The organism is Streptococcus sp. 2018162 (genome assembly GCF_019754175.1).
Classification (GTDB): Bacteria; Bacillota; Bacilli; order Lactobacillales; family Streptococcaceae; genus Streptococcus; species Streptococcus hashimotonensis.
Genome location: NZ_JAIJZP010000005.1, coordinates 84,191 through 97,865, shown reverse-complemented (window position 1 = coordinate 97,865; position 13,675 = coordinate 84,191). Strand labels below are relative to the sequence as shown.

Sequence of the window (13,675 nt, the reverse complement as noted above, 5' to 3'; positions counted from 1 at the left end):
AGTTGTATGCTATTTGACAGATGAATTTGCGAGGAAATGATGAAAAAATACCAAGAAATTTATAATGACTTAAAAGAAAAAATACGGACAAATGTTTATCCGGCAGAAAGCTCCCTACCGACAGAACAGCAGCTTCAGGAAATCTATGGTGTTAGTCGTGATACGGTTCGTAAGGCGTTGGCGATTTTGACTGAGGGAGGTTTGATTCAAAAAGTGCAAGGGCGTGGTTCAATGGTCCTTAAGCAAGAAATTCTCAATTTCCCAGTTTCAGGGTTAACTTCCTATCAGGAATTGACAAATGTTCTCCAGCTTTCTACCAAGACAGATGTTGTCAGCTTAGATATGATTACCGTTAATAGTAGCCTTTCGCATTTGACAGGCTTTGAGCCGTATAGCAAGGTGTGGAAAGTTGTCCGTACACGTTCGATTGACGGTAAGGTCTCTGTTGTGGATACAGATTATCTTGCTGTCGATGTCGTGCCAGAGTTGACAACTGCTATTGCTGAAAAATCCATTTACGAATACCTGGAAAATAAGTTAGGCCTTGATATTGCTTATGCACAAAAAGAGATTACGGTAGAGCCGACCAGTCGAGAAGAGCGCGATCTAATGCAATCGAAGGATGATTATTTGGTCTTGATTAAATCTCGTGTCTATCTCGGTGATACCCAGCAATTCCAATATACAGAAAGCAAGCATAAAATTGATAAATTCCGCTTTGTAGATTTTGCTCGTAGAAAGCATTCTTTATAGGAGAGATTAGCCAAATCAAGTTTTTTACGCTATAATAGATAGAAGAAGAGGTAAGATATGGCAAACTTAAATCGATATAAATTTACATTTGGCGAGAAGCAATTAACCTTGACAACTGAGCATGATAATTTATTCATGGAAGAGATTGAGCGTATTGCACAGGAAAAATACCAAGCTATCAAAGAAAAGATGCCGACGGCGGACTCTGAAACCCTCGCGCTTTTGTTGGCAATCAATGCTCTATCCGTTCAACTAACACGCGAGATGGCATTTGAACAAAAGGAACAAGAACTTGCAAGCGTCAAAGAAAAGGTCTTGAAAAAGAATGTGACCTTGATTGACTTAGATGAGCTTGAGGACAAGGTATGATTTCATTAGCAATTATTCTCATTTTGGCATGGAGTTTCTACATTGGCTACAGTCGTGGTCTAGTTCTACAGGCGTTTTATAGCATGGGAAGTATTATTGCTCTGGTGGTTGCGACGGCTACTTATAAAAAATTGGCATCCTTCCTTTATCTCTGGGTGCCATTTGCCAATGCGACTCAGGGGAGCTCCAACTATTATTTTGATGAGAAATATCTCTTTGACCTAGATATGGTATTTTATGCGGGATTGGCCTTTCTTTTGATATACGTCTTGGTTTACGCCATTGTGCGTTTCATAGGAATATTTGTCCATCTATTAGAGGCTTTTAATCCTGATACAAAAACGACCAATCTCATAAGCGGTACCTTGGCTGTCTTGGTGACTTTTATTTCTCTTCAGATTGTGATGGTCTTGCTATCAACTATTCCGTTAGCGATGATTCAAGATAAATTGCACAGTAGTTTTCTTGCCAACATCATGATTCAGTACACACCATTCACTAGTAGCTTTTTAAAATCTCTCTGGTTGAGTAATATAGCAGGGTAAGGGAGACCTTATCCTTTTTATCGTCATTTATACTCTTCGAAAATCAAAATAGGACGTTGTTGATTTACTGAGAGAAAAGATCCAGTGGATCTTTTCAGCCTGTTCCCTTGAAATATAAAAGGAACAGAGTTCAATCTGCATCAGAGCGAAACGAACTACGTTCGCCTATTTCCAACCTCTAAAGGTTCCCCAAGCCTTTGGAGCAAGTCTGATTCTGATTTTCATTGAGTATTAGTTGACTGTTATACCTTTAATGTAAGAGACTGTGAAAGACTATATTTTTATCTTATTATTGTTTTGACAATGAGATAAAGCTAAGGAAAAGACTAAGTAGGAACATATGAATAATAAAATTATTGAAACCCTTGAATTTCACAAGGTAAGACAAAAAATTGAGCCCTATCTCTTGACGGAACAGGGCTTTGAAGAATTACGACAGTTGGAGCCCATGGTGGAAGTCCACCGTATCCAACAGGCCTTCGACGAGTTGACAGATATAGCGCAGATTTTTGTGGAAAATCCCTATTTCAGTCTGTCAGCTACTAGCGACATCGGTCCAGCCATGCGTCGTTTGGAATTGGATACAGACCTCAATATCGCTGAACTATTAGCTGTTAAAAAGGTCTTGGAAGTTTCTAAATCTCTCTTGGATTTTTATAGTAATCTGGAAAATGTCAGTCTTAGCCAGCTGAATAAACTCTTTGAGAAGATTGAGCTTTTTCCACATTTACAAGGCTCCCTACAGTCCATCAATGATGCTGGTTTTGTAGAGGATTTTGCCTCTGAAAAACTAGCCCGTATTCGAAGAAAAATCCGTGAAGCTGAAGACCAAGTTCGTCAGGTCATGCAGGATATTTTGAAGAACAAGAGTGATATGCTGTCCGATAGCATTTTGGCAAGCCGTAATGGGCGAAATGTCCTTCCTGTCAAGAATACCTATCGCAATAAGATTGCAGGGGTTGTCCATGACATTTCTGCTTCTGGCTCGACTGTGTATATTGAACCGCGGGCAGTGGTGACCCTGAACGAAGAAATCAGTCACCTCCGAGCAGAAGAACGCCACGAGCTCAACCGTATCTTGCAGGAATTGTCGGATATGCTCCGTCCGCATAGTGGCGTGATTCGTAACAATGCCTGGCTTATCGGACATATTGATTTCGTCCGTGCTAAGCATCTCTTTGCGCGTGATCATCAAGCAGTTGTACCCAAACTATCTGAGAAGCAGGATATTGCCCTTCTCAACGTTCGACATCCGCTCATTGCTGAGCCTGTACCAAATGACCTGTATTTCGGTAGTCAGTTGACGGCTATCGTGATAACAGGTCCCAACACAGGTGGTAAGACCATCATGCTTAAGACCTTGGGATTGACCCATCTGATGGCTCAGTCTGGTTTGCCTATCTTGGCAGACAAGGGCAGTCGGGTAGCTATCTTCAAAGAAATTTTTGCGGATATTGGGGATGAACAGTCGATTGAGCAGAGTTTATCAACCTTCTCCAGTCACATGACCCACACGGTACAGATTTTAGCGGAGGCAGATCAAGATTCCCTCATTCTCTTTGACGAGTTGGGAGCGGGGACAGATCCGCAGGAGGGTGCGTCTTTGGCAATGGCTATTTTGGATGACCTTCGTCTGCGGGGGATCAAGACCATGGCAACCACCCACTACCCTGAGCTCAAGGCCTACGGGATAGAAACCTCTGGTATTGAAAATGCCAGCATGGAATTTGATAGCAATAGCCTGCGTCCGACCTATAAGTTTATGCAGGGTGTTCCTGGTCGCTCCAATGCCTTTGAAATTGCCCGCCGTCTTGGTCTATCTGATATTATTATCCAGTCAGCCCAATCTTGGACGGATACAGATAGCGATGTGAACCGCATTATCGAGAAATTGGAAAGCCAGACGGTTGAAAGTCGTCAGCGTCTGGATAAGATTCGTGATGTGGAGCAAGAAAATTACAAGATGAACCGAGCCCTTCGTAAGCTCTATGACGAGCTCAATCGTGAGCGGGAAAATGAGCTCAACAAGGCACGTTTGGAGGCCAAGGAAATTGTCGATATGGCATTGGCAGAAAGCGAGGATATTCTCAAAAATCTTCATGCTGCAGCCAGTCTTAAGCCCCACCAGATTATCGAAGCCAAGGCAGAGCTGAAAAAGTTGGCGCCTGAAGTGGTGGATTTGTCTAAGAACAAAGTCTTGAAAAAAGCCAAAATTCAGCGGGAAGCCAAGGTGGGCGATGACATTATCGTTACAGCTTATGGACAACGCGGCACCCTGACCAATCAGCTTAAAGATGGACGTTGGGAAGCTCAGGTTGGCTTGATTAAGATGACCTTGGCCAAAGATGAGTTTGACTTAGTCAAGGCGGAAAAGACAGAGCAGCCTAAGAAACGCCAGGTTCACACAGTCAAACGTGCCAATGTACGAGGACCAAAAGCCCGCTTAGATCTCCGTGGCAAACGCTACGAAGAGGCTATGATGGAGCTGGATGAATTTATCGACCAGGCCCTGCTCAATAATCTGGCACAAGTCGACATTGTTCACGGTATTGGTACAGGGGTTATCCGAGAAGGGGTGACAAAGTATCTTCGCCGTAACAAGCAGGTCAAGGAGTTCGGCTACGCCCCACAAAATGCAGGTGGCTCAGGCTGTACCATTGTGACGTTTAAATAGTAATCAACCGATGGGAGATTCTTATGATTATCAGAAAATATCAAACCAGTGATGAAAAAGGTTGGGTTTATTGTAAGGCACTCAGCTACCTCTTCTCTCCATTCTTTGATGATAGAGAGACAGAGAAGCCCGAACTAATGACAGACGTTTATGATTATCGTGTGGAATGGGTGGCTGAAATGGACGGGCAAATCGTTGGTCTAATTGACATCGATATTTACACGGAAGAGTGCAGCCAGTCTTATATTTACGCACCAAGTAAGCGAACAGCTTATTTTACTAACCTAGCAGTCCACCCTGATTTTCAAGGGCAGGGCATTGCACAAGCGCTTTTTGAACAGGCAGAGAATGAATTGAGAGAGCAAGGTGTAGAGAAACTAGCTATCTTTACCAGAGAGGACGATGCTGCTAACCATTTGTATCAGAAATGGGGTGGTGAGGTTGTCTGTTCGGATTATCTAGTGGTCGGAGCGCCACAAGATGTTCCAACCTTCCGCTTTGGAATTGATTTAGAGCGAGGTAGATTGTCCTTTTCAGATATGGAAGGTCAGCCAGTTCCCTACTATTTGAGAGAAGGTGTTTATGTAGTCAGTGAAGAAGCTGGCTTGGATCTCTTTGACATAGAAGATGTCTACCAAGAATTAACCTATGTGGTAGATTTAACAGAAAAAAGTTGAAACATTTTCAACTTTTTTCTTTTTTTTTGTAAATAAATCAGGTACGTGAGTTCCCCCTCGTTTCCCTGCGGTCTAGTTTGGCTTGACCAATACGTTTTTCCAAGTCACTATTTTCTCGACACATCTATCTCCCTCCTTTTTCCCGTAGCACCTACTCCGTCACCTTGTCTCATTGTTACAATTGGATTTGATAAGCAAAACAATTTTTCATTTCTCGCTTGTATCGTTGCGGACAAGTTTGGCTTTACCCATTTGTTTTTACAACTGAAATTTTTATAGATAGGTTTAACTCATTTCTCTTCCGTAGCACCACATCGACAACCATGTCCCATTGCTACAACTGGATTTGACAGGAAAAACAGTCACCCAGTTCCCCCTCGTCTCCCTGCGGTCTAGTTTAGAATGACCAACATATTTTCAAATCACAATTGTCTAAGCATGTCTATCTCATATCTCATCCCGTAGCAAAAATTCGCTTTCTGTTTTTTTTTGGTGTAGAATGATAGTAGAAAAACAGAAACGGAGAAAATTATGGTTCAAGTTATTACAGATGCAAACTTTGAAGTTGAAACACAAGAAGGCGTAGTCCTTGTTGACTTTTGGGCACCATGGTGTGGTCCTTGTCGTATGCAAGCACCAATTTTGGAGCAATTGGCAGATGAAGTGGACGAAGATGAATTGCGTATTTACAAGATGGATGTTGATGAAAATCCAAACACAGCTCGTCAGTTTGGAATCATGTCTATCCCAACACTTTTGTTCAAAAAAGATGGACAGGTTGTGAAACAAGTTGCTGGTGTCCACACGAAAGATCAAATCAAAGCTATCTTGGCAGAGATTGGTTAATTGAAAATGTAAACAAGTAGTGAGTTCAGATTCGCTACTTGTTTTTTTCACAACTGAAAGTATGTTCAAAAATCAGATTGTGAAGGTTGGCACAAGATGTTATAATAACCTTATCATTGTCATTTTAGAAAGGTTAGATATGTCAACTATTAGTTACAAACCATTAAATCTTTATCGTCAGTTTAAAACAGCAGCTCAAGAGTTTCCAAATGTTGCCATTTATTTTGACCAACCCTACGCATCCTTCCCTGAATTAGGATTGGAAAATACCTATCAAACAGTTTTTGAGGCCATTCAAAGAAGAGCTGCCCAATTTGCAGCAGCAGGTATTGGCTATGGGGACAAGGTGGTTCTGTATAAGAGCCCAGCTTTTGACACCTATTTGTTAGCAGTAGCGGTAACGGCATTGGGTGCTGTTCCTATTATGATTTCCTACCATTTGCCATCTTCGAATTTAGATGTGTTTGCGGAGCGATTGGAAAAGTCTTTCATTGTCTACGACCAGGAAACGGAAGAACGCGTAGCAGGAATGACTCGAACTGACCTGGTTACAAAGGTATTCTTACCCCAAGTCCTAGTGCAAGAAGCAGTTGCTTTTGAAGAAAATCTCCTGCCAGAAGATGTCATTCAATACATGACCCATACTTCAGGAACGACAGGTGTTCCAAAACTAATCTGCCACACAGCACAGACCATGGGCTGGCGAGTAGCATGGCAACAGACTATTTTTGACAAGATGACGGAGAGAGGCTTGCTGGCCTTCCATATCTCCCCTGTTCATTCACGCTATAATATCGGCGTGTCGTCGGCGATTGGGCTAGGATTCCCCCTCTACCCGCTTTCTTCTGCAAGAAAAGATGATGTTGAACGGGCGCTTGCTCGTCATCGTCCAAGTGCTCTGGAAACCCATCCTAACAACTTTGTCCAATGGGCAAGATTGACCAAGGAAAAACCAGAGGTCTTTAGTAGCATTCGTTATTACCATTCAACCTTTGATGCTATCAATATTGGTACGCTTCGCGCCTTCTTGGAGGCTTCTAAAGAGCAACATCCAGTCTTTATGCAGGTTTATGGTCAAAGTGAATGTGGTCCAATGATTTTACGTTACCATCATTTGGAAAATCTAGGAACAGTTAGCGGACGAGATATGGGGATTGGTCTGGAAGGTTACACAGAAGCACGCATCACAGATGCCAAAGGGAATCCTCTCCCAGCTGGAGAAAACGGACATATCCAGTTCCTGTCAAAAGGACGTGCTGTGACCTACTATAAAGAAGATGCCCGCTTCCAAGAAAATGTGTACGGTGCTTGGTGGGATAGTGGTGACTACGGCTGCATGACTCCAGAGGGTACACTTCTTCTAAAAGACCGTCAGGTTGACCTCATTGAGCACATCGACAGCAATCTAGCCTTGGAAGATTTATTGCTGGATAAATTGGACTTTTTATCAGAAGTCGTGATTATCCGCGATGTCAATGGTGCACCGCAGCCGATTATTGCTCTGGCAGAAGATGCTGAGATGAACTGGGAAGCTTGGTGGGCAATGGTTGCAGACCTACCACTATTGAAAGAGCCTATCTTGATGGCTTATGACGACATTCCACGAACTGCGACCATGAAGGTTCAACGCCTCAAAATGGAAGCAGAAATGAAAGAAAAAAATCTGTAAGGGTGACGAAACCACGCTTGCAGATAAGAAGGAGTTCACATGAAAGAAATTTATCTAGCAGGCGGTTGTTTCTGGGGAATGGAAGGCTACTTTTCCCAGATCGATGGTATTCTCGACACCAGCGTTGGCTATGCCAATGGACAGGTGGAGACGACCAATTATCAACTCCTCAAACAAACAGACCACGCAGAAACACTCTATCTAGCCTATGATGAGACTCGTATCCATTTGCGGGAAATTCTCCTCTACTATTTCCGCGTCATTGATCCCTTCTCTGTCAATCAGCAGGGGCCTGACAAGGGGCGCCAGTATCGGACGGGTATCTATTACACAGATGAGGCTGATTTGCCGACCATCGAGCAGGTCATGACGGAGCAGTCCCAGCTCTTTGGCGGACGCCCCCTAGCCGTTGAAGTGGAGCCACTCGCGCATTACATCCCCGCCGAAGACTACCATCAGGATTATCTCAAGAAAAATCCCCAAGGGTACTGCCATATCGATCTTGGGCAGGCAAAAATCCCTCTGATTGATATTGCAGACTACCAAAAGCCAGACCAGCAAGTCTTAAAAGACAGCTTGACCGACCTCCAGTATCAAGTCACTCAAGAAGCTGCGACGGAAAGACCTTTTGAAAATGAGTTTTGGAATAGTGACCAAGCTGGCATCTACGTCGATATTACGACTGGTGAGCCCCTCTTTCTCTCGACAGACAAATTCGATTCAGGCTGCGGCTGGCCCTCCTTTACCAAACCAATCAGCAAGGAAGTTGCGACTTATTTCCAAGATCTTTCCCACGGCATGAACCGCATCGAAGTCCGCAGTCGGGCTGGTCATGCTCATTTAGGCCATGTCTTTGACGATGGTCCGAGAGACAAAGGCGGTCTCCGTTACTGTATCAACTCAGCAGCCCTTCGCTTCATACCGAGAGAGGAAATGGAAGAAGCAGGATATGGCCTGTTTTTGGAGTTGCTTAAATAAATTTATGAGCGCAGAAAGTCTATTCGCAAAGAATAGGCTTTTTGTGTATTAAAATTGTATGTTCAGAAAGATGATTTTGATATAATAATCTGTATAGAGATTTTTCTTAAGGGACATATATGGAAAGGTTATGAAAATGATTCTTAGTAAACGTTTTAAAAATAGAAGAAAGGAACTTGGCTTTACTCAAAAGGAACTTGCAGAGGGAATTTGTGAGCAGAGTTTGATTAGTCGAGTTGAAAAATTAGGAGTTGCTCCTACATCGGATATATTATTTGCCTTATCACAACGCTTACAGGTGTCTATGGACTATTTTTTTGATGAAAGTGTATCAGATAAAGCGCCTGATATTACGGTATTTAAACGATTGGTGGACAAAGCTTTGTTCACTCGTTCCTATGATCAACTGGCTTATCTTGTAGAGGCAGAGAAGCAGAAAGAAGCTGTTCATTCGCAGGAAAGCAGTGAATATTTAACTTATCTGGCTTGTATAGTGGACTTCCATCATTATCATAAGGAAGATACTGCAATTGTACGTATGGAAGAACTTAGTCATCGAATCAGTAAGACATCTAGTTTTTATCTTGAGGTATACAATAGCTTGGTTAATTTTTATGCCTTGACTTCTCGAGACGAGGCTTTAGACAGTTTGTATGAGGGGATTTCAGAAAAGCTTAGCCACTTGGATATATCAAACACAGAGAGTTTTCATAAGTATATCAAGATTCGCTACAATCACGCTCACTATCTTTTTAAAAGGAAGAGGCAGTCACAGGCAATTGATGAATTGACAGACCTAATTGAAATATTGCGAGCTAAGAAGAGTTGTTATCTTTTGGCAGATACGCTTTGTTTAATCGCAAATGTCGGAGAGGGATTTCTATCAAAAGATGAAATTCTCTCCTACTATCGAGAAGCAGAACACCTTTTCAAATTTTTTGGTCCACAAAATAGTTATCTTAGTTTGAAAGAATATCTATCGAAAGATATTTAATAATCAAGTATAGATTCTTTTGTAAAAATAATTAAAATAGGTTGAAAACTAACTGTTAATATGTTAAAATAAAATAAAAAGCTATATCAACGAATGTTTGAGAACATGTTGATTTTGGCTAAGGGTTCTAATGATAGGGAGGTGGTGGAGTCCACCTCCTTTTTGTGCAAATGGGGTTCGTTATGAAAAAAGTATTTACTTATTTATCCACTTTTAGCATCTGTCTCTTCTGTATATGGTTAGTGAGTCTGCAACTCGATTCTTTAATTTATCATTACTATCCATCGGTTTCCATATTAAGTCGAGGGGAAGAAGTGACCTATGAAGAAGTGTCGGATGCCCTGACAAATTTAGCTGAAAAGGAAAATAGTCTAATTGCTAAGACAATAACAGAAACAGATGATAGTGGGCGAACTACTACCAGTTATGATGTTTTTGGGAAGGGGGAGCTTCCACAGGGCTTGGTCAAAGCGGATAGGTTAGTAGCTAGTCAGGCCAACTTAGCTGAAAATTACTATGTTGTAAAAGGGAATCTGGACATCAAAGCGGTAGAAAATGTCTTACAGTCACTAGGATTGGTGGATAGTTATACTTACAGACCGACCCTATTAAACAGTTTAAGTCTATTTCTTGGTAGGGGAGCTCTGAGCTTAGGCCTTATTATTTTTATACTCACAAATCTTGCATTGACAGTAGTTGGGCAGATTGTCTACTTGCGGTCAGCAGGGATAGAGATACTTTCAGGTGTGAGGAGTTGGCAGATTGCTAGTCGTTTTTTAAGAGTGGATGGAAGAGATATAGCATTGGCTACAGGAGGGTCGCTTGTTTTCGGACTGATTGCTATTTTAATTTTGGGTTGGCCAATGGTATATTATCGTTTTGTAGCAATCGGTATTACTTTTTATGCTTGTTTGCTTTTGTTCCTGTCTTTATCGACAAGTGTTGGATTCATGATTGCATTAAACATTACTCAGTTACAAAAGCTAATTAAGGGAGCTTTGCCTCTCAAGGCGATTTTTGCTATTTTACTAATAGGTCAGTGTTTAGCGGTTTGTATCATCTCTATTGGTGTTAGTCGAACATTGACATATGTTGGAGTTCTCCATACACTAACGATAGGAGAAAAGGCTTGGCAAGAAAGACAAGATGTTTTTAGTCTGTCTTTGAATCGTGAAGCATTCATAGCTGATGAAGCGATGGCTCAGCAACAAAGAATAGCTTGGTCTCATGTAATTTTAGAATCATATTCGAAAAATAATGTAATGTTAGTCCAGCACCATTTACGGCATAACACAATAAAAGAACATACCATCATTGAATCCAGCAAGGAAATTCCTCTAGAAAGGGTGCTGTATGTGACGCCGAACTATATACAATCAGAAGGTGGCCTGTACGATTTCAAGCAGCTGGAAGAGATAAAGCAATTAGGCAAGGATGAAATTGCATTATTATTACCAAAGAGTTTGCAAAATGATGCGAGTGTTTACCAAGCGTATTTTGAGGACATGGTAGGGAAATTGCTTGCGGATGGAGAAAGATCCATAAGTTTGCATTCAAATGTTTATTACATTTCAGACGAGAAGCGATGGTTCATTTACAATCATACTCCGATAAATTATGAGCAATTTTTACAGGCTCCGTTGATTGTTGTTCTATCACCTGAAAGTTTTGAAGAAACGTCCTATTTTTGGGAAAATGCCTTACCAGATTTTGTATTTTTCAAAGATAAGGAGATGCTGGAACAGCTGTTGGACAAATACAATTTACGAAATACAATAGGTAGCTTATTATCTAGCAGGCAACAGTACAACACCCTGAGAAAAAATGTTCAACTTGAAATTCTTATGACCCTATCTCCGACAATCCTTGGAATATTCACTTCCATACTATTGTTCAATACGATGAATCTTCTATATTTTGAGACCTTTAAAAGAGAAATAGCCATCAAGCGGATAGCAGGGATGCGTTTTATCGAATTGCATGGTTCTTATCTAGGAGAACAAGTCGGCTCCGCTCTTGTTGGTATGGGTTTGGCAATGTTTATGACAAAGTCAGTTATTGTTTGCCTAGGAGTAGTTGTGGCTCTGTTGATAAATAGTTGGATGTTACTGAACAAACAAGCGAAAAAGGCAGAAAAAATACAGTTGAGTGTATTAAATGGCAGATAGTTAATGAGGTGAAGTTAGAATGAAAGGGAAATTTGTACTTATATCGACAATCATTCTAGCCGTCTTTATGATTTGGTTGGGGGTTAGTCAAAAGGAGACTATGCTAGTTCACTATTATCCTTCTGTGACTACCTTGTCGGTATCTGAGGACGTGACTTACTCAGATGTACGACAGAGATTAGAAGACTATTCTCAACAGACGGATAGTGTGATTGCCAGGCGGGTGATTGAGCCAAGTACATCAGGTGGGCGTACCTTTTCCTATGACAATTTTAGTCAGTCTTCCCTACCAAGAGGACTAGAGGAATTTCGGGCATCAGAAAAGGTGGAGTCTGCACTTCTAGCCAAATATTTTATTTTCCAAGGAAAAGCGACGGTAGAGGAACTTCGGTCTCTTCTTGTTTCGCTTGGATTTGACGAGGTTCAGATTCGGAAGCCTTCGACTATTGCTACTTTACTCGCATTTCTGACACAAGGGGGTCAATTCTTAGCCATACTGGTCTTTCTTATTACCTATATGGCTTTGGTCGTGATTGCCAATGTAAGGCAATTGCGTATGGCAGGTATCCGTTTGATTGCAGGAGATTCACGTTGGCATTTATTTCTACTATCTCTACAGGAAAATGCGAAAGAGATAGCTCTAACTATCCCATTTGCGGTTCTTCCAGCAGTTGGACTGGCCTACCTCATTGGATTAGATAGCTATTCTGTCTACTATCTGGTCGCAGCCTTGGTGGGCTATCATTTCTTACTTGGTTTGATTGTCCTTTTTTTCGCTGCTACATTTACCTTGGCCATTCGGACCTATCACTTTTTACCCTTGTTAAAAGGGAAGATGCCCCTGCAAGGAATCTTGATCATTATGGTTATGGGACAAATGCTGGCTCTACTGGTGGTGTCATTGGGTGTGGCTCAAACCTTCTATTATTCAGGAATTTGGCAAGAATACCAAGCGGGTGCCCAGCAGTGGGAGAAAGAAGAGGACTATTACAGTTTGGCTTGGAACATTTCTGCGGATGGTCGTTCAGGACTAAATTCGCCTGAAAATTGGTATCCTTTACTAAAGCAAGCTTTGGAGAAAGACGGCGCACTCTTTGTCAAAAGTAATTTGAATGCCTATTTAATGGGCTCCCAACTGGAAGATGGGACACGTCTTGACAGCCACCATCCAGCTGGAAACACCCTCTACGTTAGTCCAAATTATTTGCAGATACAGGATGTAGACTTGTCAGACGAAGCATTACCTTCCCTACAAGAAGGAGAATTTCAGCTTCTCTTACCTGAAAAATTGCGTCCAGAAAGCGATACTTATCTCCATCTTTACCAAGATTATATCAATCGTATGGTTAGACCTGCTAATCAAGCAAGCTCAGCTACCATCAAGGGAAAAGTTGCCTATTTAAAAGATGGGCAGAAGCAATTTATCTACAATCATCGTTCTGGTCAACATGTGCAATATTTGAAAGACCCTATTTTAGTTGTGCTGACACCGTCAAGTCTGGGAAAAACATCAGCTGACTTTTGGCTGAATGAAGTAGATAGCAGTATGCTATTTAAAAATAGAGATAAACTTTTACGTGAATTGAAGGCAAGAAATCTGTTTCAGTTTGTCAATGAAGTGAGAAGTAGTTCCTCCCTCTTTACGGAACTTTTAGATCGTATTCGGATAGAGACCATTTTAACATCTATGGGAGCCATTTTAGGGATTGTGACATCAATTGTCCTGTTTAATACCATGAATCTTCTATACTTTGAAGAATTTAAACGTGATATTTTTATCAAAGAAATTGCAGGGATGGATTTCTTGGGAATCCATAAGAAATACCTAACGTTCCAACTGCTTTCCCTCTTGTTGGCTCTTGGAGCAAGCATGGTAGTGACAGGTCACGTTTTCATAAGTAGTATCAGTTTTGCCTTGTTTATGGTCAATGCCCTCTGTTTATTGAGGTGGCAGGCGAGGAAAGAAGGAGCATGGAATATCCGTATTTTGAAAGGAGCCTAG

The 13,675-nt window shown here is 41.5% G+C and carries 11 protein-coding genes; all 11 read left to right on the top strand.

The genetic code is table 11. The annotated features are described in order from the left end of the window. The first annotated feature begins 39 nt into the window (after positions 1-39). The 11 genes from treR (at position 40) to K5Q22_RS05920 (ending at position 13,675) form a co-directional block, all read left to right on the top strand. Positions 40-753, top strand: coding sequence for a trehalose operon repressor (treR, locus tag K5Q22_RS05970; protein WP_044683691.1), 714 nt, complete (start codon positions 40-42; stop codon positions 751-753). 57 nt (positions 754-810) lie between these two features. Then, on the top strand, positions 811-1,122 hold the full coding sequence (locus K5Q22_RS05965; RefSeq protein ID WP_024380212.1) for a hypothetical protein: 312 nt from the start codon (positions 811-813) through the stop codon (positions 1,120-1,122). Then, positions 1,119-1,667, top strand: coding sequence for a CvpA family protein (locus K5Q22_RS05960; RefSeq protein WP_015646357.1), 549 nt, complete (start codon positions 1,119-1,121; stop codon positions 1,665-1,667). The genes K5Q22_RS05965 and K5Q22_RS05960 overlap by 4 nt, the downstream gene beginning before the upstream one ends. A gap of 340 nt (positions 1,668-2,007) precedes the next feature. After that, a complete protein-coding gene (locus tag K5Q22_RS05955) occupies positions 2,008-4,341 on the top strand; it encodes an endonuclease MutS2 (protein ID WP_205013850.1) in 2,334 nt (777 codons plus the stop codon). Between the two features lie 23 nt (positions 4,342-4,364). Beyond that, positions 4,365-5,018, top strand: coding sequence for a GNAT family N-acetyltransferase (locus tag K5Q22_RS05950; RefSeq protein ID WP_205013851.1), 654 nt, complete (start codon positions 4,365-4,367; stop codon positions 5,016-5,018). Between the two features lie 531 nt (positions 5,019-5,549). Further along, positions 5,550-5,864 (top strand): thioredoxin, encoded by a 315-nt coding sequence (gene trxA / locus K5Q22_RS05945; protein ID WP_012775426.1) that lies wholly within the window; start codon positions 5,550-5,552, stop codon positions 5,862-5,864. Between the two features lie 139 nt (positions 5,865-6,003). Then, the gene (locus tag K5Q22_RS05940; RefSeq protein WP_205013852.1) at positions 6,004-7,533 is read left to right on the top strand and encodes an AMP-binding protein; all 1,530 of its coding nucleotides are present in this window, start codon (positions 6,004-6,006) and stop codon (positions 7,531-7,533) included. Positions 7,534-7,572: 39 nt separating this feature from the next. Beyond that, on the top strand, positions 7,573-8,511 hold the full coding sequence (msrB, locus tag K5Q22_RS05935; protein ID WP_205013854.1) for a peptide-methionine (R)-S-oxide reductase MsrB: 939 nt from the start codon (positions 7,573-7,575) through the stop codon (positions 8,509-8,511). Positions 8,512-8,647: 136 nt separating this feature from the next. Then, the gene (locus K5Q22_RS05930; protein ID WP_205013949.1) at positions 8,648-9,505 is read left to right on the top strand and encodes a helix-turn-helix domain-containing protein; all 858 of its coding nucleotides are present in this window, start codon (positions 8,648-8,650) and stop codon (positions 9,503-9,505) included. 182 nt (positions 9,506-9,687) lie between these two features. Next, positions 9,688-11,673 carry a DUF1430 domain-containing protein gene (locus K5Q22_RS05925; RefSeq protein WP_205013856.1) on the top strand — a complete coding sequence of 662 codons (1,986 nt, stop codon included), beginning with the start codon at positions 9,688-9,690 and terminating at the stop codon, positions 11,671-11,673. A 19-nt stretch (positions 11,674-11,692) separates the two neighbouring features. Beyond that, the gene (locus K5Q22_RS05920) at positions 11,693-13,675 is read left to right on the top strand and encodes a DUF1430 domain-containing protein (protein WP_205013859.1); all 1,983 of its coding nucleotides are present in this window, start codon (positions 11,693-11,695) and stop codon (positions 13,673-13,675) included.

Bases quoted from the DNA above. Each gene is read 5' to 3' on its own strand.
- treR (WP_044683691.1), top strand. From the start codon at position 40: ATGAAAAAATACCAAGAAATTTATAATGACTTAAAAGAAAAAATACGG.
- K5Q22_RS05965 (WP_024380212.1), top strand. From the start codon at position 811: ATGGCAAACTTAAATCGATATAAATTTACATTTGGCGAGAAGCAATTA.
- K5Q22_RS05960 (WP_015646357.1), top strand. From the start codon at position 1,119: ATGATTTCATTAGCAATTATTCTCATTTTGGCATGGAGTTTCTACATT.
- K5Q22_RS05955 (WP_205013850.1), top strand. From the start codon at position 2,008: ATGAATAATAAAATTATTGAAACCCTTGAATTTCACAAGGTAAGACAA.
- K5Q22_RS05950 (WP_205013851.1), top strand. From the start codon at position 4,365: ATGATTATCAGAAAATATCAAACCAGTGATGAAAAAGGTTGGGTTTAT.
- trxA (WP_012775426.1), top strand. From the start codon at position 5,550: ATGGTTCAAGTTATTACAGATGCAAACTTTGAAGTTGAAACACAAGAA.
- K5Q22_RS05940 (WP_205013852.1), top strand. From the start codon at position 6,004: ATGTCAACTATTAGTTACAAACCATTAAATCTTTATCGTCAGTTTAAA.
- msrB (WP_205013854.1), top strand. From the start codon at position 7,573: ATGAAAGAAATTTATCTAGCAGGCGGTTGTTTCTGGGGAATGGAAGGC.
- K5Q22_RS05930 (WP_205013949.1), top strand. From the start codon at position 8,648: ATGATTCTTAGTAAACGTTTTAAAAATAGAAGAAAGGAACTTGGCTTT.
- K5Q22_RS05925 (WP_205013856.1), top strand. From the start codon at position 9,688: ATGAAAAAAGTATTTACTTATTTATCCACTTTTAGCATCTGTCTCTTC.
- K5Q22_RS05920 (WP_205013859.1), top strand. From the start codon at position 11,693: ATGAAAGGGAAATTTGTACTTATATCGACAATCATTCTAGCCGTCTTT.